The organism is Halotalea alkalilenta, from assembly GCF_001648175.1.
In the GTDB taxonomy this organism is placed as follows: Bacteria; Pseudomonadota; Gammaproteobacteria; order Pseudomonadales; family Halomonadaceae; genus Halotalea; species Halotalea alkalilenta_A.
In genome coordinates, this window is sequence record NZ_CP015243.1 from 3,947,369 (window position 1) to 3,973,358 (window position 25,990).

Genomic DNA, 25,990 nt, shown 5'->3' on the forward strand with positions numbered 1-25,990 from the left:
CGCCATGACCCGGATCGATTTCTACGTATTGCCCCAGACCACCCTCGAGGCGCGCCTCGACTTCGCCTGCCGCCTGGCCGAAACCATCCAGCGCAAAGGCTACCGCCTGCACGTCCACGTCGAAGACGAAGCGGCGGCGCGGCGGATCGACGACGCACTGTGGACCTTTCGCCCCGACAGCTACCTGCCCCACGCACTGATCCACGAGCGCGACGACGTACCGGTGACGATCGGCTGGGAAGGCCCTCCCGCGCCCGGCGTCGAGGCGCTGCTCAACCTGCATCCGGATATCCCCGAATGGTTCTCGCGCTTCGAGCGCATCGCCGAGATCATCAACCAGCACCAGGAAGTGCTTACCGCCAAGCGCGCCTGCTGGCAGACCTACAAGTCGCGCGGCTACCCGGTCAAGGCGCACCCGCTGAAGGGCTGACCGCTCACCGCGCTCAGAAGTGGATCTCGGTGCCGCCTGGCAGGCAGCTGCTGGCGAGCTGGAAGTCGTCGCGACGGCGCAGCGCCGTCGGCGCCACGCCGGTCAATGCCTTGACCTGGCGCGAGAAGTGGTAGGGATTCTGAAAGCCGCATTCAGCGGCGATCACCGCTACGCTTTCGTCGCCTCCGCGCAGCCGGGCGATGCCCCTGAGCACCCGCAATCGCCATAGATAGCGGATCGGCGTAATCCCGAAGGCGCGCCTGAAGGTAGTGATCAGATGCTGCTCGGACACCCCGACGTGCTCGGCCAGCTCGTGAAGCCCCGCCATCTCGATGCAATGCGCTTGCAAATAGCGCAGCGCCAGCCGCGCCACGGCGGGCACCGAGTCGCCGACCGGCGCGTCGCTGGCCTCGAACAGCTGGGCGGCGAGCGCAGCAGCGCCGAGGGCGTTGCGCAGCTGGTTGCAACGCGGCTGCGCCAAGTCTTGCAGCTCGAGCCCCATCTCCAGCAGCGCCAGCAGCCGTGGAGAAGCGCGCAGCGGGGTGGAAAATGGCGCACAAAGCGCCTCCAGGGTACGCCCATCGAGGCTCGGCTGGGTCTCGACCCAGGCCGCGCGCGTATGGAGCCCGAGGGCGTAGTCATAGGCAATCGAGTGCCGGTTGTGCAGCAGCACGCTCTCACCAGCCTCGAGGGTGACCACCCGGCGCCCGACGTATCTTTTCAACGACAGCGACAGCAGCCGGCCACGACAGTTTAACCGTAGATATTTTCATCCAGGCGAGCGCAACGCATCCGGCTCGACCTGCCCGCTCGATCCGCTTACAACCAAGCAAAAAAGGAGCGACGACATGCAAAGCCTTCCGCTGATCGCGGTGACTGAATTGGCCCACGCCGACCCCGCCCGGCGCCATGCGGCGGCGGCCAAGCTGGGCCGGGCAAGCCGCGAAGTCGGCTTCTTCCTGGTCGCCGAGCACAGCGTGCCCAGAGCAACGATCGATGCCGCTTTCGCCGACGCCCGGGCTTTCTTCGCTCAGCCACTGGCAGACAAGCAGCGGCTATCGATCAAGCGCTCGCCACATAACCGTGGCTATGTGGCGATGGCCGACGAGCGGCTCGATCCAAGAGCGGGTTTCGACCGGAAGGAGGCCTTCAATCTCGGCCTCGAACTCGACGCGAACGATCCTGACATCGTCGCCGGCATACCCTTTCGCGGGCTGAACTTCTGGCCCACGACGCTGCCCGGATGGCGCGAACGGATGCTCGGCTACTTCGACCACTGCCTCGAGCTGGGCCGCCTCATCCACCGGGGATTCGCCATCGACCTAGGCCTCGATGAGCAATTTTTCGCGCCCCACCTGACCGCGCCGATCGCCACCCTGCGCCTGCTGCACTATCCGGCCGCCATTCAAGCCGGGCGCCACGATGCGGGAGCCGGAGAACACACCGACTACGGCGATCTCACCCTGCTCGCCACCGACGGCGTACCCGGTCTCGAAGTGCGTAGTCGAGACGGTGAGTGGCTGGAGGTGCCTTCGATTCCCGGCACCTACGTATGCAACATCGGCGACTGCCTGATGCGTTGGAGCAACGATGTCTACCTCTCGACGCCCCACCGGGTGCGCGCACCGACTCAGGAACGCTACTCGATCGCCTTCTTCATGGAGCCGAACCCGGAGACGCTGATCGACCCACGCCAGATCGCCCCGGACCAGGCACCGCGCTATGCACCGATCCACTGCGCCGACTATCTCAAGCAGCGCCTCGATGCCACCTACCAGCACCGCGCGGGCTCCTGAGCCAGGCGTTCAGTCGCGAGCCTGGTCATACGCCATGTCGAAGAAGCGCTCTTCGATCCGCGCTGCCCGGATGAAGGGCGTGCTGAGGCATTCGAACTCGCGCCCGGCGCCAACTCGCTCGAGCTCGCCACGCAAAAAATCGACCCAGCGAACGAACTCGGCATCGGCATGGATCCTAATCCAGTCATGGTGCTCGGGGCGCGGCGGCAGCGGCGCGGTGGCACGACTCGCCCAGTCGAGGTAGAGCCATTCGGCGACCACCAGCACCACCAGGATCACCGCGTAGTCCTGGGATGCGCAGGCCTCGTCCATCAAGTCGATGAACTCACGGGTCGGCCCGGCCAGCTCGGGCGATCTCCACTCCCGCTCCTCGACTCCGAGCGCGGCGAAGGCGTCGAGGAAGTAGCGGTGCTCGTCACCGGCGACCACCGCCAGCTGGCGAGCATGCACAAGCCGCGCGTCTGCGTCGTCGGCGGCGCAGACCGCGGCGCCCATCAGCCTGACGAAGCTGTCGCAGAAGCAGTAGTCCTGAACCAGATAGCGGGCGAATACGGCATCGTCGATGCGCCCCTCGATCAGCTCGTCGACGAAACGGTGGTGAATGGCGGCGTCCCAATGCGGCTGGGCGGCGTCACGAAGTCGATGGCAAAGGTGCATGCGCTCTCCTGGCGGAAATCGGACGGGAATCGATGAAGGGTCCAAGGCGCCCTACTCTCGTCGACTTCCCGGCGCCCGGCAAGCAAACCTCGGCCTCGATCGTGCGAGCCAACCGAGCGTCCCGGGCGCTGGCGCACGAGCGGCGACTGCGGCAGACTAGCTCGCGCCGCGAATTCTCGTCGCGGTCACCAGTGCCTCCGCTCGTGGAGTTTCGACAAGGCGATCGATGAATAGCCCCGTTCTCTCTCGTATCCAGCTTGCAAGTCTGTTGATCGCTGCCGTTGCCCTGCTGCTGATCCTTCCACTCAAGCTCCTCGCCAGCCTGCTGGCCGGCCTGCTGGTGTTCGAACTGGTCAATGGCCTGACCCATCCGATAGAACACCTGATCTCCGGGCGCATCGCCCGCTGGATCGCCGTCGGCCTGCTCGCCGTGGTGATCGTCGGCGGCCTCAGCCTGGCCTTCACCGGCGCGTTCTCGTTCATCCTCCATGAGGTCAACAATCCCGGCCAGACGCTCGGCAAGATGATGGAAGTGATCGAGCGGGCCCGCCAGCAGCTTCCAAGCGTTCTGGTGCGCTACCTGCCGAGCTCGGCGGAGGACTTCCACGGTCTGCTGCAACGCTGGCTGAGCGGCCATCTCAACCAGCTGCAGAGCTGGGGGCGCGATGCCGTGCACCTGTTCGTCACCGTGCTGATCGGGATGGTGCTCGGCGCTGTGATCGCGCTGCTGCCGACGCCGGCGCCGAACGAGATGAAGCCCCTCGCCGCCGCCCTGCACACCAGGGTGATGCGCCTCACCGCGGCCTTCCACCAGATCGTCTTCGCCCAGATCAAGATCTCGCTGATCAACACCCTGCTCACCTCGATCTTCCTGCTCGTGGTGCTGCCCCTCGCTGGTGTCCATCTGCCGCTGGCCAAGACCCTGGTGGTGGTGACCTTCGTCTGCGGCCTGCTGCCCGTGGTCGGCAATCTGATCTCCAACACGGTGATCTTCATCGTCGGGCTGTCGCTGTCGATCTGGATCGCCCTCGGCGTGCTCGGCTACCTGGTGGTGATCCACAAGCTCGAGTACTTCCTCAATGCCCGTATCGTCGGCGGCCAGATCCGCGCTCGCGCCTGGGAGCTGCTGCTCGCCATGCTGGTCTTCGAGGCCATCTTCGGCTTCGCCGGCATGATCGCCGCCCCGGTCTACTACGCCTACATGAAAAACGAGCTGAAGGCCCTCGGCCTGGTCTAGGGCGCGTCGCTCCTCGCCCCCGGGGGCTTCGCCGCAGGCCCGCCCCCATCCGAGGCTTCGACGCAGGCCCGGCCAAGCGCGTATAATCGCCCCTATTTTCGCTCCCCGAGCGTCCTCCAAGATCATCATGAGCCGCCGCATGGAACCGATGGACAAGACCTACCGCCCCGATCTGCTCGAGACCCGCTGGTACCAGCGCTGGGAAAAAGACGGACGCTTCGCGCCCTCGGGCCACGGCCAGCCCTACTCGATCATGATCCCGCCGCCGAACGTCACCGGCAGCCTGCACATGGGCCACGCCTTCCAAGACACCCTGATGGACACCCTGGTGCGCTTCAAGCGGATGCAGGGGCACAACACGCTGTGGCAGGTCGGCACCGATCATGCGGGGATCGCCACCCAGATGCTGGTCGAGCGCAAACTCGCCCATGAGCAGGGCAAGTCGCGCCACGACCTCGGCCGTGAGGCGTTCATCGACAAGGTATGGGAGTGGAAGGCCGAGTCCGGCGGGCACATCACCCGCCAGCTGCGGCGGATGGGGGCGAGCGTCGACTGGTCGCGCGAACGCTTCACCATGGACGAAGGCTTCTACAAGGCCGTCCAGGAAGTGTTCGTGCGCCTGCATGACGAAGGGCTGATCTATCGCGGCAAGCGGCTGGTCAATTGGGACCCGGCGCTGCTCACCGCGATTTCCGATCTCGAGGTCGAGTCCTTCGATGAACACGGCTCGCTTTGGCACATCCGCTATCCGCTCGCCGATGGCGCGACCACCGCGGACGGCAAGGACCACATCATCGTCGCCACTACCCGCCCCGAGACCCTGCTCGGCGATACCTGCGTAGCGGTGCACCCCGAGGACGAACGCTACGTCCAGCTGGTCGGCAAGTTCGTCGAGCTGCCGCTGGTCGGCCGCCGGATCCCGATCGTCAAGGACGACTACGTCGAGCGCGACTTCGGTACCGGCTGCGTGAAGATCACCCCGGCGCACGACTTCAACGACTACGAAGTCGGCAAGCGTCATCAGAGCGCGCTGATCAACGTGCTGACGCCGGATGCCAGGATCCGCGCCGAAGCGGAGATCTATGACTTCTCCGGCAAGCCGTCGCAGGCTTTCGGTTCGGCGCTGCCCTCCGCCTACGCCGGGCTCTCGCGCGAAGAGGCACGGGCGCGCATCGTCGCGGACCTCGACGCCCAGGGGCTGCTCGAGAAGGTCGAGCCCCATGCGCTCAAGGTGCCGCGCGGCGACCGTTCGGGCACGGTGATCGAGCCGCTTTTGACCGATCAATGGTTCGTCGCCGTCGAAAGCCTGGCCAAGCCGGCGATCGAGGCGGTGGAGAACGGCTCGATCCGCTTCGTACCGAAGAACTACGAGAACATGTACTTCGCCTGGATGCGCGACCTGCAGGACTGGTGCATCTCGCGCCAGCTGTGGTGGGGCCACCGCATCCCGGCCTGGTTCGACGAGGCGGGCAACGTCTATGTGGCGCGCAGCGAAGCGCAGGCGCGCGAGAAGTACGGACTCGACGCCGATGTCGCGCTGCGCCAGGACGATGACGTACTCGACACCTGGTTCAGCTCTGCGCTTTGGACCTTCGCCACCCTCGGCTGGCCGGAAAAGACCCCGGAGCTTGCGACCTTCCATCCGACCAGCGCGCTGGTCACCGGTTTCGACATCATCTTCTTCTGGGTCGCCCGGATGATCATGATGACGCTCAAGTTCACCGGCCAAGTGCCGTTCGAGACCGTCTATGTCCATGGCCTGGTGCGCGATGGCCAGGGCCAGAAGATGTCGAAGTCGAAGGGCAACGTGCTCGACCCGATCGACCTGATCGACGGTATCGAGCTCGACTCGCTGGTCGACAAGCGCACCGGCAACATGATGCAGCCGCAGAAGGCGAACAAGATCGCCAAGGCAACCCGTAGCGAATTCCCCGATGGCATCGAGCCCCACGGCACCGATGCGCTGCGCTACACCTATCTGTCGCTGGCATCGACCGGGCGCGACATCAAGTTCGACATGGGCCGCCTCGACGGCTATCGCAACTTCTGCAACAAACTGTGGAACGCTGCGCGCTACGTACTCTCCAACGCCGAAGGCGAGGACTGCGGCCAGCAGGGTGAACCGGTCGAGCTCAGTCTCGCCGATCGCTACATCATCTCGCGGTTGCAGCAGGTCGAGACCCAGCTCACCCGAGCGCTCGACGAGTATCGCTTCGACCATGCCTCCCAAGCGCTCTACGAGTTCGTCTGGAACGAATATTGCGACTGGTACCTCGAACTCTCGAAGCCGGTGCTGTGGGACGACGAGGCGAGCCTCGAACTCAAGCGCGGCACCCGGCGCACCCTGGTACGGGTGCTCGAGACCATCCTGCGCCTGGCTCACCCGATGATGCCGTTCATCACCGAGGAGATCTGGCAGCGGGTCGCACCGCTCGCCGGCCGCGCGCTCGAAGCCGATGCCTCGATCATGACCCAGGCCTGGCCGGTGGCCGACGATGACAAGACCGACCAGCGCGCGGTCGACGACATCGAATGGCTCAAGCAAGTGATCAATGCGGTGCGCAACATCCGCGCCGAAATGAACATAGCGCCGGGCAAGGGGCTGCCGCTTTATCTCTGCGGCGGCGATGCCGAGGATCGCCGCCGCCTGGCGGAGAACGAGCGCTTCCTCGCAAAGCTCGCCAAGCTCGAAAGCGTGGTGTTCACCGAGCCCGCCGACGTGCCGGTGTCCGCGCTGGCGAGCGTCGGGGCACTCGAGGTACGGGTACCGATGGCCGGGCTGATCGACAAGGATGCCGAACTCAGCCGTCTCGACAAGCAGCTCGAGCAGCAGCGCAAGCTGGTCGACGGCATCCAGCGCAAGCTCGGCAACCAAGGCTTCGTCGCCAAGGCGCCGGCCGCGGTGGTCGAGAAGGAACGTGCGCGCCTTGACGAGGCGCAGCAGGCGATCGCCCTGCTCGGCGACCAACGCGCCAAGATCGAGTCTCTCTAGCCACCAGCCGCCATGCAGATCGACGCCCCATCGCGTGAGAGCGCGATGGGGCGCGTCGATTGCGGCTGACGAGCATAATCGAACAGTGTTTTCATTAAGGAAATATTCTACTAGACTAGACCTTCGGCTTACTCGACGCTTCGCGCGTCCAGCTGGCCGCCATGGCGACGCCGCGCTGCCATGGCGGCTTTTTTCGACCTCGAGACCCACCCGGATCCGCCATGTCGCTCAGACCCATCCTGCTGCTCAACCTCATCGGCCTGCTGCTGCTGCTAAGCTGGTGGCAGACCCTGGCCCCTTTCTGGCCGGCGCTCAACGCCTGGGTGTTCCACGCTTTCAACCAGACGCTGACCGCGGACAACCTCGGCTGGGTCAATCTGGTCGCAGCGCTCAACACGCGGACATTCGACGCCATCTCCTTTCTGGTGATGGTCGCGGTACTGCTGCTCGCGGTCAGCCGCGACCAGCGCGAGGGACGGCTCTGGCATTGGTTCGGAGTCGGCTTCGTGATGCTGTTCTCGGCCGGCGTGATCGCCCTGATCAATAACGAGCTACCCTACGGGCACCCGAGCCCGACGCTCTACTTCCAGTCGCTCGGTGAACCGGTCAACCTCACCACCCAACTGGTGAACTTCTCCACCAAGGACACCGCGGGCAACAGCTTCCCTGGCGACCACGGCATGATGCTGATGGTCTTCGCCGCCTTCATGATGCGCTTCGCCGACCGCCCCTGCGCCATCCTCGCCGCAGCGATGATCCCGCTGTTCAGCCTGCCGCGGATCATCGCGGGCGGACATTGGCTCGAGGACGTATTCATGGGGTCGCTTTCGATCTCTCTGCTACTGCTGCCGTGGCTACTGCTCACGCCCCTGGCCCCCGGGGCGGTAGCCGCCATAGAGCGCCTCGCCAGCCGGCTCGACCTACCGTTCTCGCGCTGAATGCTAAACGCCGGCGCCCCACGAGGGGCGCCGGCGTTTTTCCAGCATCGGCGGCCCGGGCAATCAGCCGTAGCGGCCGGTGATGTAATCCTCGGTGCGCTTGTTGCCCGGATGGGTGAAGATCTTCGAGGTGCGGTCGTACTCGATCAGCTCGCCCAGGTACATGAAGGCGGTCATGTCGGAGACTCGCGCGGCCTGCTGCATGTTGTGGGTGACGATGACGATGGTGTAGTCCTGCTTGAGCTCGTTGACCAGGTCCTCGATGTAGCCGGTCGAGATCGGGTCGAGCGCCGAGGTCGGTTCGTCGAGCAGGATCACCTCGGGTTTGATCGCAATGCTGCGGGCGATGCACAGGCGCTGCTGCTGGCCACCGGAGAGGGCCTGGCCGCTCTGGCGCAGCTTGTCCTTGACCTCGTCCCAAAGCGCCGCCTTGCGCAGCGCCCATTCGACCCGTTCGGCCATCTCACGGGCGGAAAGCCGCTCGTAGAGCTTGACCCCGAAGGCGATATTGTCGAACACCGACATCGGGAACGGGGTCGGACGCTGGAACACCATTCCGATCCGCGCCCGCAGCAGGTTGACGTCGACCTTGCCATCGTTGATGTCCTGGCCGTCGAGCAGCAGCTTGCCTTCGGTGCGCATCCCCGGATAAAGATCGTGGATACGGTTGAAGCAGCGCAGCAGGGTCGACTTGCCGCAGCCGGAAGGACCGATGAAAGCGGTCACCCGGTTGGCGGGCACCGTCATGCTGATGTCCTTCAGCGCGTGGAACTGGCCATAGTAGAAATTGAGCCCTTCGACCTCGAGCTTGGCCTGGGTCGCGACATCGACCGTCGTCTCACCACTCGGCGAGCGTAGCCGAGGCTTGGCGAGGGTCGGTCTCTCGCCAGCCGTCGCCTGCGCACCGGCCGGCAGGTTGGACTCGTCATTGAGGTTGGATGAGGACATGACTACCTCTTGTTCGACTCTCGCGACACGATGCGCGCGATGATGTTGAGAATCAGGATGGCGGCAGTGAGGATCAACGCACCGGCCCAGGCGAGCTCGACCTGTCGGGGGATGAACGAGTTGATCGTCATGTTCTGGTAGAGCGTCATCGGCAGGTTGGGCATTTCACTGCCGAGATTGAAGAAGTTCCACTGGTTCGAATTCAGCGAGGTGAAGATCAGCGGCGCGGTCTCGCCGCTGATCCGCGCGCAGCCCAGCAGTACGCCAGTGATGATCCCCGCGCGGGCGCCGCTGTAGCAGACCCGCACCACTACCCACCAGCGGTGGGCACCGAGGGCCGACGCGGCTTCCCGCAGGGTATTGGGCACCAGCTTCAGCATGTCCTCGGTGGAGCGGATCACCACGGGGATGATGATCACGGCGAGCGCGGCGATCCCGGCCCAGCCGGAAAAGCGCCCCATCGGCAGCACCACCACAGCGTAGATGAACAGCCCGATGATGATCGAGGGTGCCGACAGCAGCACGTCGTTGATGAAGCGGATGACCGTAGCGAGCCTGGATCGCCCGCCGTACTCGGCAAGCCAGGTACCCGCCGCGATCCCGACGATGGTGCCGACCACGGTACCGCCGACGGTCATGATCAGGCTGCCGATGATCGCATTGCCGAGCCCGCCGCCGGACATCCGGGTACGCTCGGTGAACACCTCGAGCGACAGCGCGGTGGTGCCCTGCCACACCAGGGTGAACAGGATCAGCAGCAGCCAGACGATACCGAACACCGCGGCGCTGACGCAGAGCGTCATGATCGAACGGTTGATCAGCCGGCGGCGGCGGTAGACGGAATTCTCGTTTCTCATCTTATCGTCCGATACGGGGTCAGGGTGAGGATCAGGATCAAGGTGCGCGGCGCTCGATGCGCATCAGCATGTAGCGCGCGATCGCAAGCACCACGAAGGTGATCAAAAACAGCACCAGTCCGAGCGCGAGCAGCGCCGAGCGCTGGATGCCATCGGCCTCGGGGAACTGGCTGGCGATCAGCGCGGCGATCGAGGTTCCCTGCCCGGTCAGCGTCGGATTGAGGAACAGGTTGTTGCCGATCACGAAGGCCACCGCCATGGTCTCGCCGAGCGCCCGGCCAAGACCGAGGATGACCCCGCCGACCAGCCCGCCGCGCACCGAGGGGAAGATCACGCTGCGCACCACCTCCCAAGTGGTGCAGCCGAGCCCATAGGCCGACTCGCGGGTCACCGAAGGCACGGTGGACATCACATCGCGGGTGATCGCGGTGATGAAGGGAATGATCATCACCGCGAGGATGATCCCGGCGGTGGCAAGGCCGGTGCCGGCGGGGAACAGCTCAGGCGCGAGCCACTGCAGGAATGGCCCGAGCACCATGATCCCCCACATCCCGTAGATGATCGAGGGAATGCCGGCGAGCAGCTCGATGGTGACGCCGAGCGGCCGGCGCAGCGCTGCCGGGCACTTCTCGGTGAGGAAGATCGCGATCCCGAACGAGACCGGTACCGCGATCGCCACCGCGATCAGCGAAGTCACCAAGGTGCCGTAGATCGCAGGCCAGGCGCCGAATACCTCCTGGTTGGCCGACCAGCGGGTCTGGGTGAAGAAGTCCACACCGTAGGTGGCGAGCGCAGGCCAGGCCGAAATCAACAAAGACAGCATGATCGCGCCCAACAGCGCCAGCACCAGTACCGCGAAACTACAGGTGCCACGCTCGAACCAGCGGTCGATCATGCCATTGCGGGCCAAAAGCCGCAGCTCGCGGCGATTGGCGCCGAGATGATGCGGCTGGTCGGAGCGGCTCTGCTCGCTACTCATGGCTGACTACCCATTGGATGCTTGTCTCCCCTGCGCCAACTAAGTGGCACTACGATAGCGCCGGGACGCGCAGCCTGCGCGTCCCGGCGGCACAGCCTGTTTACTCGGCCCCGGCCCAGACCGGCTGGCCGTCGGCCTGGATCTGTGACCATACGTTGGCCTTGACCAATTCGACCACGTTGTCGGGCATGCTGACGTAGTCCAGCGCATTGGCCGCCGCTTCACCATTGGCGTAGGCCCAATCGAAGAACTCGAGCGCACTGCGAGAAGCGGCCGCGTTGCTCGCCTGCTTGTGCATCAGGATGTACGAAACCCCGGTGATCGGCCAGCTCTGCTCGCCAGGCTGGTTGGTCAGCACCAGTGCGAAACCAGGCGAATTCGACCAGTCGGCGTTGGCGGCGGCGGCGGCGAAGCTCTCCGCGCTCGGTGCTACGTACTGGCCATCGCTGTTCTCGAGCTGCACGGCGTTGAGATCGTTTTGCTTGGCATAAGCGTATTCGACGTAGCCGATCGCCCCCCTGACGTTACCCACCTGGGCGGCGACCCCACCGTTGGCCTGGGCGCCGACCCCACTGGGCCATGCCACCGAGTTGCCCTCGCCGACGGTATTGGCGAACTCTTCACTGACCTGGCTCAAGTAGTGGGTGAAGAGGAAGTTGGTGCCCGAGCCATCGGAGCGATAGACCGGGGTGATCCGGGTGTCAGGCAGCTCAAGCTCCGGGTTGAGCGCAGCGATGCGCTCGTCGTTCCAGCGCTGGATCTCACCGAGATAGATCGCCGCGAGCGTCTCACCATCGAGCTTGAGCTCACCGGCGGGGATATCCGCATTGATCACCGGCACCACGCCCCCCATGATCATCGGAAACTGCACCAGCCCATCGCGCTCCTGCTGCTCGGCGGAGAGCGGTGCGTCGGAGGCGCCGAAGGTCACGGTACCCGCGGTGATCTGGCGAATCCCGCCACCGGAGCCGATCGCCTGGTAGTTGAGGCCGACACCGCTTTCATCCTGGTAGTCATCCGCCCACTGCGAGTAGACCGGGTAAGGGAAGGTCGCGCCAGCACCGGTGATCGTCGAGGACTGCGCCTGGGCCTGCACGGAAACGCCAAGGGCCAGCGTGGCGGCGAACAGCAAAGAGGTGCGCTTGAGCATTCGTGATCTCCAAGGGAGAGCTGACACTAGAAAGAACTGGCAAGTGTGGACGGAGCGGATGCCTCCGACGTGGTGCTACCCTATCAACGCCATATGTCAGTTTTGTGTCACCGACGTGGCGTTGGCATGACGAGGACGCCGAGATATTCCACACGAGAATAACAAAACCAAAACTCTGTATTTAGTGGTTATTAAAGAAGCCCCTAACCTGCTCCCACTGCGCGGCCTTCGAAGCGCCGCATCGCTTTGTCCTCAGGGAGCCCCAAATGTCGTTTCGTCCATCGCTGATCATTCCTCTCGCCCTGGCCGCCGCACTCATCCTGCCCGAAGGCGCGCGGGCCGAGAACATCACCCTGCTCAACGTCTCTTATGATCCCACCCGGGAACTCTACCAGGACTACAACGCCGCCTTCCGCGAGTGGTACCGAGGCCAAAGCGGCGACGACGTCACCGTGCAAACGAGCCACGGCGGCTCCGGCAGCCAGGCGCGCAGTGTGATCGAAGGCGCCCCCGCTGACGTAGTCACCCTCGCGCTGGCCTACGACATCGATGCGATCGCACAGCGCGACGGCGGTGTGGCCGAGGACTGGCAGCAGGCGCTGCCCGACAATTCTACTCCCTACACCTCGACCATCGTGTTCCTGGTACGCAAGGGAAACCCGAAGGGCATCCATGACTGGGACGACCTGATTCGAGACGACGTCTCGGTGATCACCCCCAATCCCAAGACCTCGGGCGGTGCCCGCTGGAACTACCTCGCCGCCTGGGCCTGGGCGCTCAAGCAGCAGCTCGGCGACCTGTCCAAGCTCGACGACCCGGCCTTCGAACAAGAAGTCGCCGCCGCTCAGGACTATGCCCGCGACTACGTCTCCAAGCTCTACGCCAACGTGGCGATACTCGACAGCGGCGCGCGCGGTTCGACCAACACTTTCATCCAGCGCGGTCAGGGTGACGTACTGCTGGCGTGGGAGAACGAAGCCTTTCTCGCCACCGAGGAACTCGGTGAAGGGGAGTACGAACTCGTTGCTCCAAGCCTGAGCATCCTCACCGAGCCGCCGGTGGCGTTGGTCGAACGCAACGTCTCGCGCAAGGGCGAAGCCGCCGAACGCGCCGCCCGCGCCTATCTCGAGCACCTTTACTCCACCGAGGGACAGCGCATCGCTGCCGCCCACTACTACCGTCCGCGCAACCCGGAAGGCGTACCGGCCGAGGACTTGGCCCGCTTTCCCGAGCTCGACCTGGTGACCATCGACGACGTCTTCGGCGGATGGAACCAAGCCCAGAGCCAGCACTTCGGCGACAACGGGGTGTTCGACCAGATCTTCCGTCGTTGAACCTCGACACCGTTTTTTAGGAGCAGCACATGCACGTCGTCGTGATCCACGGCAGCCCATCAGCCCCGTCGCGCTCCTCTGCGCTCGCCGAGCATCTGGCCGAGCGCCTCGAGGCGCTCGGGATCGACTGCGATCATGTCCGCCTGGAACAGTTCAGCGCCGCTGCGCTGCTCGGGGTCGACACTTCCGACCCCGCGATTCGCGACTATCTGGCCAAGGTCGACCGCGCCCGGGGGGTGATCATCGCCACGCCGGTCTACACCGGCTCGATCACCGCGCTGACCAAATCGCTGCTCGAGGTGATTCCCGAACGCCACCTGCGCGGACGCCCCGCACTGGTGCTCGCAAGCGGCGGCTCCGCGGCCAGCGTACAGGCCGCGGAGCATGCGCTCGCGCCAATCCTGCGCAATCTCAAGGCGACCCTGCTCGGCGCCAGCGTCTACACCGCGAGTGCCGAGCTACCTTCGCGCAAGGACGACCGCGGCAGGACTATCGGCTATCGCTTCGAACCGCCGCTCGCAGCCCGCCTCGAGGAAGCGCTGGAACACTTCCTGGTCCAGCTCGCGGGTCCCCACAGCAGCGTCCTCCACGCCGCCTGGACTTCGCGGCTGGCGTTATGAAGCAGGATTCGTTCGTAGAGGAGAAAGATCGATGGCTTCGCCACGTTCCCAAACAAACCGCTCGCTGAGCGCCGCTTTCGACCTGCTCATTCCCTGGCTGCTGCCGCTGCTACTGCTCGCTGCCTGGGAGCTCGCCGCCGATCGCGGCTGGCTTTCGGCGCGAGTGCTGCCGGCGCCCTCGGCGGTGATCGAGGCCGGCTGGCGGCTCACCCTCGACGGCTCGCTGCCCCATCACCTGTGGGCCAGCGCCCAAAGAGCGCTGATCGGCTTCGCGATCGGCGGCGGGCTGGGGCTCGCGCTGGGCTTTCTCACCGGGCTCTCGCGTACCGCCTCGCAGCTGCTCGACACCAGCCTGCAGATGATCAGGAACGTCCCTCACCTGGCGCTGATCCCGCTGGTGATCCTGTGGTTCGGGATCGGCGAGACGGCGAAGATATTCCTCGTCGCCCTCGGCACCCTGTTCCCGGTCTACCTCAACACCTACCACGGGATCAGGAACGTCGACCCACAGCTGATCGAGATGGCCAGAAGCTATGGCCTGCGCGGACCGAGCCTGTTCTGGCAGGTGATACTGCCCGGCGCCTTGCCGTCGATTCTGGTCGGGGCCCGCTTCGCCCTGGGACTGATGTGGCTGACCCTGATCGTCGCCGAGACGATCAGCGCCACCGATGGGCTCGGCTATCTCGCCATGGACGCTCGTGAGTTCCTCCAGACCGACGTGGTACTGCTGTCGATCCTGCTCTATGCACTGCTCGGCAAGCTCGCCGACTTGCTCGCCAAGAGCCTGGAGCATTGGTGGCTACGCTGGCACCCGGCTTTTCAGCCCAAGCGCACCCGCTGACGTCCGTCCACCGATTCGACTGATGCCCGCACGGGCGAGGAGATAACGATGAGCCCTTCCGTTTCCTATCTGCGCCGGCCCGAACCGGCGACCGCCGAGGCGCTCGCACCGGTCGCGCTGAGGCTGCAAGGCGTCGAGCGCAGCTTCGGCGACACCCCGGTGCTTTCGAATCTCGATCTGGAGATCAAGGAAGGTGAGGTGGTGGCGATCATCGGGCGCAGCGGCTGCGGCAAGTCGACCCTGCTGCGGCTGCTCGCCGGACTCGACCAGGCCGATGGCGGCACGCTCTCCTGGCGCGGTGCCCCGCTCTCCCAGCGGATCCGGGAGATCCGGCTGATGTTCCAGGAGCCCAGGCTGCTGCCGTGGAAGCGGGTACTCGACAACGCAGCACTCGGCGTCGATCGCCAGCTCGCCAGGGCAGCGCTGGCCGAGGTCGGCCTCGGCGAGCGTGAAAAGGACTGGCCCTCCCAGCTATCCGGCGGCCAGCGCTCGCGCGTCTCGCTGGCCCGCGCACTGGCCCACAGCCCGCAGCTGCTCTTGCTCGACGAACCGCTGGGCGCCCTGGATGCCCTGACCCGTTCGAGCATGCACCGGCTGATCGAGCGGCTGTGGCGCCAGCATGGCTTCACCCTGGTGCTGGTCACCCACGACGTCTCGGAAGCGGTGACCCTGGCCGACCGGGTGATCCTGCTCGACCACGGCCGGATCGATCTTGACCTCAAAATCGAGCTGCCTCGGCCGCGCTCGCCCACCGACCCGCGTCTGGTCGCTTACGAGGCGGCGCTGCTCGAGCGGCTGACCGGTGAAGAGCGCGACAGCGCCGACGCCGGCACCGACGCCTCGATCACCAGCATCGAGCCCGCCTCGATCGCGATCTGAACCCGATTTTCCCACCATTCAAGGAGTCGTCATATGTCATCCGAACCCGCACTCAACCCGCGCAATCAGTTCCGCGGCCGGATCAAGCACATCCATGAAGGCGACGTGCTCAGCGAGATCGATGTCGAAACCCCTCACGGTATCGTCACCTCGGTGATCACCACCCGTTCGGTACGCGAGCTCGAGCTCGCCGTCGGCAGCCCGGTGCTGGCCTTCGTCAAGGCCACCGAGGTGGCCTTGGCAAGGCTCTGACCTCATCCTTCAGGCGCTTTCAGCCGGCCTGAGGCGAACCCGAGCAGCGAGGTTCAGCTCACGCCGAGATCGTGCAGCGCGACCCGCACCAGCTGGAGCAAAATGGCCGAATAGTAGTTTTCGTCCTGCCCTGCGACCTGCGGCACCCCATCGGGGTCACCAATCAGCAACGCCTTGATCGCCCTCCCTCCCTCGGAAAGGGGGTAGGGAGCGCGCTCTCCGCTGGTCACATCGACCCAAGCGGGCGGCAACGCCTGACGACTCCAGAACACCGCGATGTTCTCCAGGGTGCCGATGCCGCGCTGGTTGCCCCAGCTGAAATAGAGCGGCACGCGGATGTTCTCGAAGCCAAAGCGAGGCGGCCAGCCTTCGGCCGGGCTCAACCCACCGCGAGGATCGAGACGCAGCCAGTCGGCGGGAAGCTTCTGGGCGCCGAACTGCGCGCGCGCGAGCAGTTTCCCACCGCTCTCCACCAGCGCAAGCCAGGGGCCTTGGGGTTCGAGCTCGGCGAAACGCTTGAAGGCGGGAATCACCCAATAGGAGAGATTGATCACCAGGCCATCGGGGTGCTCGAATCCATCCATCGCCGGCAGCAGGACCTTGCTGCCGGCAAAGTCGCGGACCAGGTTCGTGCCGATCGCGGTGCGGACTTCGGCGCTGCGCACCGCATAGGCCTTTCCCCCCCAGCGCTGGGCCGCGCGGTCGAGCGCCCAGGCGATCATCAAATCGCCGTCGCTCGCATTGTTAGGATCGCTCACCGATGGTGTCGTCGTCGGGTCGAAGCGCCATGAGTAAAGCGCTACGTCGCGCCGTGCCAGATGATCCTCGGTCCAGCGCCAGAGCTGGTCGAAGGTTTGGCGATCACCGTGGTGCACGGCGAGCAGCATGCTCCACCCCTGCCCCTCGGTATGGCTGATCGACCGGTTGGCGGTATCGATCACCCGGCCATCGACCACGAAGCGTGCGAGAAAATCGCGCCAGCCAGGGTCGTCCATATCGGCCTGGGCGCTGCCGGCCACGAACAGCAGGCCCAGCAGCAGCGAGAACGGCCTTAGCAACCGTTGCAGGCAACTAGCCATAACTGAACGCTCGCCCACCGGCCTCTACTTCAGCCAGTGCGGTCACCCTAGCGCTGCCGCCTTGTCCGTTGATCCAAGTTTCGAAAAGCCCCGACAACAGCGCCGTCGACAGTCTCTCCCAGCTGGGTGCCGGTGATCGCGGCGACGGCAGTTCATAATGCTGGATCAGGATCGCGTCACTCTTCGCGCTCAGCCGGCAGAACCCCCAGTCGAGCTCGGCCAGCAGGCGATTGAGCGCCGCCTCGAGCTCGCCCAGGGTGCCCTGGCTCGGCAACGGCTGGCGATCCGCCAGGCAGCTGCCGACATGGCGGAAGAACGCCTCGGCGTCCTCCTCGCCGACCGAGGCGCAGAGCTCGTCACCGAGCAGCGCGACGAGCTCGAGCCAGCCGCCCTGCCGACGCCGATCGGCATGGTAGCGGCTGATCGTCTCGGCCAACGCTGCTTCACTTTGCGCCATCCCCGCCTCCCAGCCGGTAGTTGAGATAAAGCATGCCCCTGCTTTCGCTGTAATCGCCAAAGGTGTCGTAACCCAGCTTGCCGCCCAGCGTCAGCTGTTCGGAGAGCCGATAGTCGACCCCCATACCGAGGTTGACGCCGAAGCCCGAGGTCGACTCGCCATCGTAGCGCGATGAAGACACCAGCCCCGCGGTCTCCATCGCTTCGAGCGCGCGCTGGCTGCGCGCGTCGGTGGGGAAGTAATCCGCTCCCTCCTGGTCGAAGCTCTGCAACCCAGGCGCCGCTTCGAGGATATAGCTGAACTTGCCGCGCGTCTCGGTGAAGCTCACCGGAAAGGCCAGGTTGATGTAGTCCTGGGGGCTGAAGTAACCGCCATGGCCGTAGGTGAAATGGTTGCTGTTGCGGTCGAAATCCTGATAGCCCAGGTTGACCCCGACCTGCAGCTTGCGATGCTCCTCGTTGATCGGCCGCACGTAGGCGCCGAGAGACAGGTTGCGCGAGCTGTTGCTCTGGACGTTCTCGCCGCTGTAGTGGTAACCGCCGCCGCCGGCATAGAACCCCAGCTCGCCGTCATCGTAGCTGACCATCGCCTGGCCGCCGGTTCTGGTCACCCCACCCCAGGTCTCGCCGGTTACCGGGTCCTTGACGCCGGCGTAGGAGAGCACGCTGTCGGATACCGCGCGACGCTCGGCGGTGAGGGTCAGCCGGGTGTCGGTGGCGATCTGCGGCTGCCAGCGGATCCCACCGACCAGATTGCTCTGCTCGAAGCCGAGCGGCGTGCTGCCGGCATCGAAGCGCCAGTCACCGATCTTGTAGGCAAGTTCGAGACCGACGCCGCTGTCGTGCAGCGAAGCGGGGCTGCGCGCACCGCGCGCGGCAGCGGCGAAGCGGCTGGAAAGGCTGCTCTGCAACGCTTCGATGCTGCTCGCCAGGGCTTCACGGTTGGCGGCGAACTCCTCCGGCGTCCAGCTCGAGATATCGAATGCCGACGGATCCAGATCGACCCCGGCGAAGTCGGACAAAAGCGTCAGCTGCTCATCGCTCAACGAAGCGAAGCGTATCCCCGCCTCCCACAGCACGTTGCGGCCCATGGCGTCTTCGTAGTTGCTCAGTGCCGCTTCATAGCTGTTGCGCAGGCTGGCGATCTGGGTGGTCGAGGGATACTCCTCGGCCTCGGCGGCTTCGAGCAGCGCAAGGGCGTTGGTCACTGCGGTGGCCGACGACTGGATCTCGCCGAGCAGCTCATCGACGCCGCCAAGCGCAGTGTTGAGATTGTCGATACCGTCAACCAGGGCATTGCTGCCGAACCGGCTGGCCGAAGAGGAAGAAGCGGAGCCCGCACTGATGTAGACCGGCGACAGGGCGAGTTCCAGCCGCCCTCGAGCGAGGGGCACGCCGAAGCGGGTGGTCTGGCCGATCCCGGTGAGCTCGCTGAGCCCCTGCTCGCCGCTGCGCAGGCGAAAATCCGTCGACGCTTCGATCTCGATCCCGCGCGCTCTTCGCCATTCAGCGAGCAGGCGATCGACCTCGCTCAACTGCCGCGCCTCAGCCGAGACGAAGGCCGTCGGGGCGGAGTTGCGCGCCGACTCGGAGCGGAACGGATTGGCATTGAGCCCGAGCACCCCACCGAGCGGGTCGGCAGCCACCAGCGGCCGGCGCGTGGCGAGGTTGCGTTCGCGGACCTGTTCGAGCAGTCGGATCGCCTCGTCGTCGCGCCCCTGGGCCTGGGCGGTGCGGGCGGCGAGAATCACGAGCTCCGGCGACTCCAGCGGAGCGCGTTCGAGCAACAGTGCCTCGGCCCGCTCCGGTTCGCCGAGCGCGAGCGCTGCGTTGACCGCGCCGGCGAGCGCGCGCTGGTCGCTGGGCGTGCGACCGAGCACGTAGCGATAGACCAGCTCGGCATCGCGCGCCTTGTCGCCACCAAGATAGAGATCGCCCAGCGCCAGCTGGAGATCACGGTCCTGCGGGGCGACGCTCAGGCGCGCGGCGAGCTGATCGTATGCTCCGGCGAGATCGCCGTCGGCGCGCAGCCGCTCGGCCACGGCGAGTGCCAGCGCATTGCGCTGCGTCTCGATCGAGTCTCGGTCGGCGGCGCTCAGCCCCGGCAGTTGGGCGAAGCTGCGCAGCAGCTCCTCGGCCTCCAGCCCCTGCCCCGAGCGCCCGAGCACCACGATGTGGTTGTAGTAGCGGTCCACCGGCACCTGGAGCCCGCGGCCGAGGTTGCCACGCACCAGATCGAGCGCCAGCCCATCATCGCCGAGATCGCTGAATGCCAGCGCCACACTGCCCAGTTCGGCCGGGTCGGCGGGCGGCTCGCGATAGAGCGCCATCAGTGCCTGTCGAGCCCGCCCCGGATCGCTCTGGTCGCGGATCGCCGCGAGCTTGCCCTCGATCGCGATCCGCTCGGCGAGCTGCAGCGCAGCCGGGTCTCGACGTTCGACCGGGATGCGACCAATCAGCCGCTCGGCATCGTCCCAACGCGACTGCTCGCTGGCGAAAAGCGCCGCGGCATAGAGCCGCTCATCGCTGGTCTGGCTGCCGATCAGCGGCATCATGGTGAAGCTTGCCTGGTAGGGATGGCCCTGGCGATCGTAGATCCGGGCCAGGTCGAGCCGGGTCCAGGGGTCGTCGGGGAGCAGCGCCAGCGCCTGCTCGAGCGCCGTCTGGGCGCCACCGAGATCATTACGCTCGGCCGCTTGTCGCGCCAGCTCGCGCAGCTCGTCGACCTGGGCTCGGTTCGGATCGCCGAGCCGCTGGCGCTGCTGCTCGGGCAGCTGCGCAGCAAGCTGCTGCGCCTCCTGCCAGCGCGACTGGCCGCGCAGAGCGTTGACCAACCCCACCCGGGCGTCGGCATCGTTGGGCGATTGGGCGAGCATTGCGCGGTAGCGCTGCTCGGCGAGCGAGAACTCCTGCTGATCGAGCAGCAGCTGAGCCTCGAACGAGCGTGCGGCGCGGCCCCCATCGCCACCTTCGCGGGTGAGCGGCGCCACTCGGGCCAGTGCCGCGGTAGCGTCTCCGCCTTCGGCCAGGCGACGCGCCTCGGCGAGATCGGCATAAAGGCTCGCCGAGCGGAAAGCCGCCCGCCAGCGTTCGGCGCTTGACGGATCGAGCTGCATCGCCCTACCGAGGGAGTCGCGGGCGCGGGCGAACTGGCCCGCGCGCAGCTGGCTGATACCAAGCCCGCCGAGCGCGTCGACGTCGTTCGGCCGCGCCTCGATCACCCGCTGGAAAGCCGCTGCGGCCGCGTTGCTACTGCCCGCCTCCAGGGCGGCGAAGCCGCGCTGGCGCTCCTGCGCCAGCGGGTCGGCGAGCGTCTCCTCGGCCACCGAGCGCAGGAAATGATCACGCACATCGGTATCCATCAGGTTGTGGGTCAGATACGCATCGAACAGCGGCTTGTCGTCGATATCGGCATCCAGCCACAGCAAGGCTTGGCGAATCGCCCGTGCGCGCTCGCGGTCGTTGCCGCTCAGCCGCATCAGGTTCGCGATCCCTTCCCGTCGGGTCTCCTCGCGGTAGGTCAGCACCTGCCCGAGCGCGAACTCGGCGTTCTCATCCGCCGGATGGCGCCGACGGTAGTCTTCCAGCCCCGTACGCGCCTCCTCCCAGCCCTGCGCCGAGCCAGCCAGGGTCTGGTAGTACTCGAGCGCGAACCTCTCCGGCGGTGCACCGCCACCGAATAGCGACCGATAGCGCTCCAGCGCCACCTCGGTATTACCTTCACGGGCCGCTGCGCGCGCCTGCTCGAGCCGATCGGCGGATACATCGGCGCCACGGCGTTCCTGGTCGAGCTGAGCGAGCAGCCTGCCGTCATCGACCTCCTCGAGCCGGGCGCGCCAGCGCTGGTAGCCCTCGGTATCGCCGGATTCAAGTGCCAGCTGAGCTAGCAAAAACAGCGCCTCGGCGTTGTCGGGGTCGACCCTGAGCACCCGATTGAGCGCATCCAGGGCCAGATCCTCGCGATTGCGCTGGCGCCAGTAGTCCGATTGCCGGAACAGCGCATCGAGCGTGGCCGATCCACTCGTGGCAGGCACGACGGCGGCCGCGTCCTGCGCCGATGCGCTCTCGACCATCGAGAAGAAGGTGGGCAACAGCAGTAGCCAGCGAAGTTTCATTTCCCCTTTTCGCCCCCCAGACGACGGGCAGCGCGCGCTTTCAGGCCCGAATGGATCAGTGGTGTACAAGCGAGCAGCGCGATACCGATCGCGACGATCAGCAGCAGCGGACGTTCGCCGAAGTACCAGCGCACCAGCATGTACCAGGGCAAACTCCCCTGGGTGTAACGGTCGGCGACATGGAAAGCCTCGACGTTGAGGTTGGCATCGATCAATGCCAGATCGTCGGTGATCGCACTGGCGACGCTCTGCTGGCGTAGACCATCGACCAGCGCATTGAGCGAGACACCGGGCTGGACGCCGAACAGCACTACCGAACGCCCCGGCGTGAAGGGAGAGGAAAAGGCCGCGAGCAGTCGCTGATGCTCGGCGCCGTCGAGCGCGCGCTTGGCAGCGCTCGGGCGCCGATCGAAATCTCCATCGAACAGCCAGGCGATATGCTTCCACCAGGCGACCGGTTGCATCGAGAAGCGATCGTCGCGCAGCTCGAGCGGTCCGGCGGAGAGCAGTGCCGGCAACCACTGCGCCTGGCTGTCGGCCAGCACCATCAAATCGCGGTCGGCGAAGCGCGAAAGCCCCGGCTCGCCGCGTCCGATCTCGACTTTGCTGGCCAGGTTGCCGGTGGCATCGCCAATCCGGCCCATCAGGGTGAGCAGAGCGGCGAGCTGGTCGTCGTCGGGAGACGGATCGAGGATCACCGCACTGTGCTCGAGCCCAGGCTGGCGAGTGAATGGCAGACCAGCGCCGACGAAGAACGCCAGGTTAGGGAGTTCGGTGAACGTATAGGTCTGGCTCATGTCGATGTTCGACGAAGGCAGCACCCGGCTGATCACCTGGGTCGGCACCCCGCTTTCGCAGGGATCGAGAGAGCTACGAGGATGCAGGTTGAAATAGAGCGTCAAACGGTTGATGCCGTAGATCAGCGCGGGGGGCAGCTCGATCACACCTCGCTCCTGACGCAGAGACTCTCCGAGCAGTTCGCGCACCTTCGACATCAGCCCACGCTGGCGCATCGGCAGCGAGCCCAGGTATTGACCATTGAGGGTGACATCGAGGGTGGAGCGCTGCTCATCGATCCAATCACCCTCGGGAAAGCGATAGTCGAGATTGAGCGGAATTCGGTCCCCCGGCCACAGGAAGATATCGGGGGTAGCGCGGAAGCTTAAGTTGATCACCCGCGGAAAGACGCCCTCCACCCGCAGCGCCTCTCCCCCTTCGAGCCGACTCAGCGACACCGGCGCCTGGGTATCGACCCAGTGAGGAGTACCATCGCCCTGCACGACCGGGGCATCCGCGGAAATCAGCTGCCGCTCGCCACGCAAGGGGCGCTGCTCGTCGAACAGCCGCATCAAGGCGATGCGCTGCTCCTCTGCGGTGCGCCCGAGCACCAGCAGCAGCTTGTAGGTGGGGTTGCGAGGGTTGTCGATCATCCGCAGCTCAGGCCCCTGTACAGAGGCCAGCTGCATTCCCGCCACTCGGCCGTCGGGCTCAGGCAGGACGATCGCATCCCCGTCGGGGAAACTGTCTCGGAACACCGCGAAGCGCACACCGCGAAACCCGCTCAGACCGCCGTAGTAGGAGCCGAGCAGCGCGGCATTACGCAGCGTGTCATCGCTGGGCGCGGTGCCGAACATCACCGGCAGCAGCACCCTGGTGCGGATCGCCGGATCGAAGAACGGCAGCGGCAGCACCGACAGGTCGGAGGCCAGCGGCAGCCGGCGCGTGCGCGTCTCGATCACGCTGCTCGCCCCTACCTGGACCCAGAGGCTGTCGTCCAACGTTCCTTGGCAACTCTCGCCATGCTCCGACAGCACGCGGAAGGTCAGCACGTTGTCCGAGGCCAGAAGCGTCGGATCCATCGGCAGCTCAGCGGTGAAGAAAAGCTCGTCGGTACGGGCGAATGGCAGCCGGCCGATGGATACCCCGTTGAGCATCACCTCGAGCCCACCTTCGGTGGAGTAGAGCGTACGCGAGTGGCGCACCGAGAGGCGCAGCTGGGCCGTGGTCACCAAGCGGTCGGCCCGAATCGGGAAATCGAGCCCGGCGATCGCCTGATTGCCATACAGCGTCAAGCCGCCGTCGGAGAGTTCGTCGAAGCGCAACGCCTCGACCTGCTGCGCGTCGGCGGTGGTCGGCTGCTGCTCGGGCGAAACCACCTGCAGATTGCCCTCGGCGTCGAAGCCGGGCGAGGGCAGCGGCTGGGCGAATACCGTGCGGGTAACCACGAAGCTCAGCGCCAGCAGGAAGACCACCAGCAGTAGACGCCCTCCCCAGCGCGAGAAACGCTCCCCATTGGCCAGGTTCTCTTTGTTCTGCCAGGAGCGCGAGAACAGCCCATAGATCGCGCGGATGACGTCCCAAAGCGAGCGCATCGGCCGGTCAGGGGCTACCTGGTGCTCGGACAGCCAGGCATCGGCGCGCCCCATCACCGTTCTGACCAGCAGTCGACGCTGGTCGACCCCCATCGAGAGGAAGGAAAAGCGCAGCACGCGCTGGTTGGCGCCGCGCTGCTCGACATCGAGACGCAGCCGGAAACCGTCGCCGATCAGCTCGATCTGAACGGGCTGGCCCACGCGGCGCTGCTCCAGCGGAATATCGACCATCGCCCCGCCCATCGAAAGGTTGCGGGTCATCGCTTCGCTGCGCTCGCCATCGGGATAGATCAACGCCACCGGGATCTTCACCGGCACCCGCACGCTACTGCGACGCTGGCGCGTCTCCCGCGCCACCGCCACCGCGGCGAACAGCGCGATCAGGCTGAAACCGGCCCAGAAGATATTGAGCAGCATGACCCCGCGCTCGATCTCGAAGTAGTCGTTCCACACCAGCCGTATCACCCCCGAGAACAGCCCGACGAACAGCAGCACGATGCTGATCAGGTGCGGCAGGACCGCTTTGGCGTCGAACAGCCCCTCGGGCAGGATGCCGCCCTTGTCGGTGACGTTGAAGCTGCCGCGCTTGGGGCTGATCAAGGTGAGCAGGGTCGGGCGGATCAGGCTGAAGGCGAGTACCGTTTCGTAGATTTCCGCCCAGAAGCTGTAGCGCACCCGACCGTTGATCCGAGAGTTGAGATAGACCGAGTGGAACAGGTGCGGAAAGGCATATACCAGGATCATCGCCGCCGAAGAGGCGATCACGTTGGCACCGAGCAACAGATAGGCAAGTGGCGCGAGCAGGAAGATGACCCTCGGCAACCCGAACTGGAAGTGCAGCATCGCGCTGAGATAGCAAAGCCGTTGCATCGGCTGCAGTCCTCGGCCGAGCAGCGGGTTGTCGAGACGCAGTATCTGCGACATGCCCCGCGCCCAGCGCATGCGCTGGCCAATGTGCAGCGACAGCCGCTCGGTGGCGAGCCCCGCCGCCAGCGGCAACGCCAGGTAGCGCGTGTTCCAGCCATTGCGCTGCAAGCGCAGCGCGGTATGGGCATCCTCGGTGACAGTCTCGACCGCGAAGCCCTTGATCTCCTCGAGCGCGGAACGCCGGATCACCGCGCAGGAGCCGCAGAAGAACGTCGCATTCCAGAAATCGTTGCCCTTTTGCACCGGGCCATAGAACATTTCGCCCTCGCGGGGGATCTCCTCACCGACGCTGAGATTGCGTTCGAACGGATCCGGCGAATAAAAAAAGTGCGGGGTCTGCACCAGGGCAAGCTTGGAGTCTTCGAGAAAACCACCCACCGTGGCCTGCAGGAAGCCCCTGGTGGGTACGTGGTCGGCGTCGAACACCGTGATCAGCTCACCGGAAGTGTAGCCGAGGGCATGGTTGAGATTGCCGGCCTTGGCGTGGGCATTGTCCGTGCGAGTGACGTAGCCCACTCCCGCCTCCTCGGCGAAGCGCCGGAACTCCTCCCGGCGCCCATCATCGAGCAGATAGATCCGCATCTTCTCGGGCGGATAGTCGATGCCTTGGGCCGCGAGCAGGGTATCGCGCACCATGTCCAGGCTCTCGTTGTAGCTCGGGACGTAGATGTCCACCGTCGGCCACTCATCGAGATTCGAAGGCAACGGCGTGCTGCGCCGTTCGAGCGGCCAGATGGTCTGCAGGTAGCTTAAGATCAAGATCCCCAGGCGTAGATCTCGGCGGCGAAGAGCAGATAGCCGCACACCGCGCTGAGCAGATCGTCGAACTCGAGGGTTTCAGTGGCCCGCCAGTAGAGATAGCGGCTCGATACCAGCGCAGAAAGCAGCAGCAGGAAGATCGACAGTCCCTTCGATCGCTCCAGCCAGCGAGAGAATATCAGCATGACCAGAATGCTGAGCATTCCGAAGGCGGCTTGATAGTGGAGGCTCATCGGCGCAGTGATGCCAATGGCGAGCACCGGTAGAGTGGCGAGCGCGACCAGCGTCGCCATCGCCTTGAACGGCAAGGAATGGGTCAAGATCGGAACTTCCCGAGTGCGAGGGACCGGAGGCTGGCGCGAGCAGGCAGCG

At 65.5% G+C, this 25,990-nt stretch carries 21 protein-coding genes; 10 read left to right on the forward strand and 11 right to left on the reverse strand.

All coding sequences use genetic code 11. From position 1 onward, the window contains the following. Positions 1–4 precede the first annotated feature (4 nt). Positions 5–430, forward strand: a complete 426-nt coding sequence (locus A5892_RS17715) for a DNA polymerase III subunit chi (RefSeq protein ID WP_064123915.1) — start codon at positions 5–7, stop codon at positions 428–430. A 13-nt stretch (positions 431–443) separates the two neighbouring features. Here the strand turns inward: A5892_RS17715 and A5892_RS17720 are convergent, their stop codons facing one another. Next, on the reverse strand, positions 444–1,154 hold the full coding sequence (locus A5892_RS17720) for a helix-turn-helix domain-containing protein (RefSeq protein ID WP_150123595.1): 711 nt from the start codon (positions 1,152–1,154) through the stop codon (positions 444–446). A gap of 124 nt (positions 1,155–1,278) precedes the next feature. Here A5892_RS17720 and A5892_RS17725 point away from each other — a divergent pair, with 124 nt between their 5' ends. Next, on the forward strand, positions 1,279–2,226 hold the full coding sequence (locus A5892_RS17725) for an isopenicillin N synthase family dioxygenase (RefSeq protein ID WP_064123917.1): 948 nt from the start codon (positions 1,279–1,281) through the stop codon (positions 2,224–2,226). Positions 2,227–2,235: 9 nt separating this feature from the next. On the opposite strand, the gene A5892_RS17730 is transcribed toward A5892_RS17725, so the two are convergent. Next, the gene (locus A5892_RS17730) at positions 2,236–2,883 is read right to left on the reverse strand and encodes a TenA family protein (protein ID WP_064123918.1); all 648 of its coding nucleotides are present in this window, start codon (positions 2,881–2,883) and stop codon (positions 2,236–2,238) included. 226 nt (positions 2,884–3,109) lie between these two features. Between A5892_RS17730 and A5892_RS17735 the strand changes: the two genes are divergently transcribed. The 3 genes from A5892_RS17735 (at position 3,110) to A5892_RS17745 (ending at position 8,050) form a co-directional block, all read left to right on the forward strand. Next, complete coding sequence (locus tag A5892_RS17735) at positions 3,110–4,120, forward strand: AI-2E family transporter (protein WP_064123919.1); 1,011 nt, start codon at positions 3,110–3,112, stop codon at positions 4,118–4,120. Between the two features lie 148 nt (positions 4,121–4,268). Next, positions 4,269–7,112: a valine--tRNA ligase gene (locus A5892_RS17740; protein WP_064124598.1), complete on the forward strand. Its 2,844-nt coding sequence runs from the start codon at positions 4,269–4,271 to the stop codon at positions 7,110–7,112. 221 nt (positions 7,113–7,333) lie between these two features. Further along, positions 7,334–8,050: a phosphatase PAP2 family protein gene (locus A5892_RS17745; protein WP_064123920.1), complete on the forward strand. Its 717-nt coding sequence runs from the start codon at positions 7,334–7,336 to the stop codon at positions 8,048–8,050. Between the two features lie 63 nt (positions 8,051–8,113). Here the strand turns inward: A5892_RS17745 and pstB are convergent, their stop codons facing one another. The 4 genes from pstB to pstS all read right to left on the reverse strand — a co-directional run bounded on the left by pstB (position 8,114) and on the right by pstS (position 11,984). Beyond that, positions 8,114–8,998: a phosphate ABC transporter ATP-binding protein PstB gene (gene pstB, locus A5892_RS17750; protein ID WP_082890543.1), complete on the reverse strand. Its 885-nt coding sequence runs from the start codon at positions 8,996–8,998 to the stop codon at positions 8,114–8,116. 2 nt (positions 8,999–9,000) lie between these two features. Further along, positions 9,001–9,855, reverse strand: coding sequence for a phosphate ABC transporter permease PstA (gene pstA, locus A5892_RS17755; RefSeq protein ID WP_027348570.1), 855 nt, complete (start codon positions 9,853–9,855; stop codon positions 9,001–9,003). A 37-nt stretch (positions 9,856–9,892) separates the two neighbouring features. After that, positions 9,893–10,834, reverse strand: a complete 942-nt coding sequence (pstC, locus tag A5892_RS17760) for a phosphate ABC transporter permease subunit PstC (protein ID WP_082890544.1) — start codon at positions 10,832–10,834, stop codon at positions 9,893–9,895. Between the two features lie 100 nt (positions 10,835–10,934). Next, on the reverse strand, positions 10,935–11,984 hold the full coding sequence (gene pstS / locus A5892_RS17765; protein ID WP_064123921.1) for a phosphate ABC transporter substrate-binding protein PstS: 1,050 nt from the start codon (positions 11,982–11,984) through the stop codon (positions 10,935–10,937). A gap of 266 nt (positions 11,985–12,250) precedes the next feature. On the opposite strand from pstS, the gene A5892_RS17770 reads away from it, so the two are divergent. The 5 genes from A5892_RS17770 to A5892_RS17790 are packed head-to-tail and all read left to right on the forward strand — an operon-like array spanning position 12,251 to position 15,910. Continuing rightward, complete coding sequence (locus A5892_RS17770) at positions 12,251–13,318, forward strand: sulfate ABC transporter substrate-binding protein (RefSeq protein ID WP_064123922.1); 1,068 nt, start codon at positions 12,251–12,253, stop codon at positions 13,316–13,318. Positions 13,319–13,347: 29 nt separating this feature from the next. Next, positions 13,348–13,938: an NAD(P)H-dependent oxidoreductase gene (locus A5892_RS17775; protein WP_064123923.1), complete on the forward strand. Its 591-nt coding sequence runs from the start codon at positions 13,348–13,350 to the stop codon at positions 13,936–13,938. Positions 13,939–13,969: 31 nt separating this feature from the next. Continuing rightward, the gene (ssuC, locus tag A5892_RS17780; RefSeq protein WP_064123924.1) at positions 13,970–14,779 is read left to right on the forward strand and encodes an aliphatic sulfonate ABC transporter permease SsuC; all 810 of its coding nucleotides are present in this window, start codon (positions 13,970–13,972) and stop codon (positions 14,777–14,779) included. Between the two features lie 48 nt (positions 14,780–14,827). Then, entirely contained in the window at positions 14,828–15,658 is an 831-nt protein-coding gene (locus tag A5892_RS17785; protein ID WP_064123925.1) for an ABC transporter ATP-binding protein, read from the forward strand. A 33-nt stretch (positions 15,659–15,691) separates the two neighbouring features. After that, on the forward strand, positions 15,692–15,910 hold the full coding sequence (locus A5892_RS17790; protein ID WP_027348575.1) for a TOBE domain-containing protein: 219 nt from the start codon (positions 15,692–15,694) through the stop codon (positions 15,908–15,910). 53 nt (positions 15,911–15,963) lie between these two features. On the opposite strand, the gene A5892_RS17795 is transcribed toward A5892_RS17790, so the two are convergent. From A5892_RS17795 to A5892_RS20840, 5 genes are read right to left on the reverse strand one after another with little or no spacing between them, the layout of a single operon-like run. Beyond that, complete coding sequence (locus A5892_RS17795; RefSeq protein WP_064123926.1) at positions 15,964–16,989, reverse strand: glycosyl hydrolase family 8; 1,026 nt, start codon at positions 16,987–16,989, stop codon at positions 15,964–15,966. Then, positions 16,982–17,446 (reverse strand): cellulose biosynthesis protein BcsD, encoded by a 465-nt coding sequence (gene bcsD, locus A5892_RS17800; RefSeq protein WP_082890545.1) that lies wholly within the window; start codon positions 17,444–17,446, stop codon positions 16,982–16,984. The genes A5892_RS17795 and bcsD overlap by 8 nt, the downstream gene beginning before the upstream one ends. Beyond that, positions 17,433–21,560: a cellulose biosynthesis protein BcsC gene (locus A5892_RS17805; RefSeq protein ID WP_064123927.1), complete on the reverse strand. Its 4,128-nt coding sequence runs from the start codon at positions 21,558–21,560 to the stop codon at positions 17,433–17,435. Before A5892_RS17805 ends, bcsD begins: the two co-directional genes overlap by 14 nt. Continuing rightward, positions 21,557–25,618 carry a UDP-forming cellulose synthase catalytic subunit gene (bcsA, locus tag A5892_RS20835; RefSeq protein ID WP_263281387.1) on the reverse strand — a complete coding sequence of 1,354 codons (4,062 nt, stop codon included), beginning with the start codon at positions 25,616–25,618 and terminating at the stop codon, positions 21,557–21,559. The genes A5892_RS17805 and bcsA overlap by 4 nt, the downstream gene beginning before the upstream one ends. After that, the gene (locus A5892_RS20840; RefSeq protein ID WP_223302725.1) at positions 25,615–25,938 is read right to left on the reverse strand and encodes a hypothetical protein; all 324 of its coding nucleotides are present in this window, start codon (positions 25,936–25,938) and stop codon (positions 25,615–25,617) included. Before A5892_RS20840 ends, bcsA begins: the two co-directional genes overlap by 4 nt. Positions 25,939–25,990 lie beyond the last annotated feature (52 nt).